Below are 1,463 nucleotides of genomic sequence, written 5' to 3'. Positions count from 1 at the left end.
CCATTCCTCTCTGAAGACCGCCCTGATTTAAAATGGATTAAGACTAATTTGTTCCTCGCAATAATGTATATCTAATTCTCTGAAGACCGCCCTGATTTAAAAGGGATTAAGACAGATCACGGGAATATAGGTCTTCGTATGCGCTTGCGTTTGAATACCGCCCTGATTTAAAAGGGATTAAGACGGGCGCAGTTGAACTTGATACCGCCCTGATTTAATTGTCTGAACCTTGATTTCCATGATTAAAGGATTAGTGTGATTAAAGAGGACAACCCGCATCCGATTAATCACAGTCATCCTATGAATCACAGTTCAGACAATCCCCGAAAAAGAAGCACCGCCTGTTTGCCGCCCTGATTTAATTGTCTGAACCTTGATTCTTATGATTAAAGGATTAGCGTGATGAAAGGGGACAACCCGCATCCGATTAATCATAATAATTGTGTGTTTAGCGGTATTCCACCATATCCGCCAACGGCTGGCGCAGCTTGGGTGTCTGTTCCCCAGCACGGTAGCCAAAGGTCACCACCACCGCGACGCCGTACTGGCTGGTATCAATACCCAGCAATGTTTCCACACCCGATTTCGAGAAACCTTCAATCGGGCAGGAATCAATCCCCATGCTGGCAGCGCCCGTCATCATGTTCGCCAACGCCAGATAGCACTGCTTGGAACTCCACGCGAAGGTATTGATATACGGCTTGATTTCGCTGTCATTGTGCGCAGCGTAACGTGCCAGATATGCCTGTTCCGCCTCGGCTGGCAAACCACGTCGCCCGAACAAACGCTGCACATATTCACTGCCCGGCTCCACAGCGGCGGTTTTCGCCAAAATCACCACCGCATGGCTGCTTTCGGTAATCTGCGGTTGGTTCCAGCAAGCTTCGCGCAATTTCTCACGCAACGCCGGGGTTTGTACCACCACAAAATGCCAGTGTTCCATACCAAAAGACGATGGCGACAACCGCCCGAATTCCAGAATCTGCTGGAATGCATCGGCTGGGATCTGCCGCGCCGGATCAAACTTTTTACAGGCATGGCGGAAATTCATTGCTTGCATGAAAGAGGACATCGTTAAAACTCCTTAACTTAAAACGGCTCGGTAAATGCGCTACAGTATAGCCACCGCATTACACAAGGAAAAACACATATTGACTACTCCCCACGGCTAAAGCCGGGGGATTCCTAATTCACCGAGAACAGGACGACGACACCGAAATGCCATCGCCACTAACATTCTCTCCAAAGGCTAACACCGCCAGCCCGGCGGCTAAAATGTTACGTGCTGCATTCACGTCACGGTCGTGGGTTGTGCCGCATTCGGGGCACTCCCACGATCGCACGTCCAGCGGCATGTTTTCTTTCACGAACCCACAGCAGGAACAGCGTTTAGTGGACGGGAAGAATCTCCCTATCTCAACGTATGTCCTCCCGTACCAGCCAGCTTTGTACGCAAGCTGGCG

The 1,463-nt window shown here is 50.2% G+C and carries 2 protein-coding genes; both read right to left on the bottom strand.

The features are described from left to right. Positions 1-448: 448 nt before the first annotated feature. A complete protein-coding gene (locus Q394_RS0118300; RefSeq protein ID WP_028490523.1) occupies positions 449-1,072 on the bottom strand; it encodes an NAD(P)H-dependent oxidoreductase in 624 nt (207 codons plus the stop codon). A 118-nt stretch (positions 1,073-1,190) separates the two neighbouring features. Then, the coding region (locus Q394_RS22210; protein WP_156946901.1) for an RNA-guided endonuclease InsQ/TnpB family protein at positions 1,191-1,463 on the bottom strand (273 nt) is incomplete at its 5' end.

It is taken from the genome of Thiothrix lacustris DSM 21227 (assembly GCF_000621325.1).
GTDB lineage: Bacteria > Pseudomonadota > Gammaproteobacteria > Thiotrichales > Thiotrichaceae > Thiothrix > Thiothrix lacustris.
This window is presented reverse-complemented; position numbering and strand designations above follow the sequence as displayed.

Excerpts from the sequence above, each read along its gene's own strand:
- Q394_RS0118300 (WP_028490523.1), bottom strand. The coding sequence starts at position 1,072 with ATGTCCTCTTTCATGCAAGCAATGAATTTCCGCCATGCCTGTAAAAAG.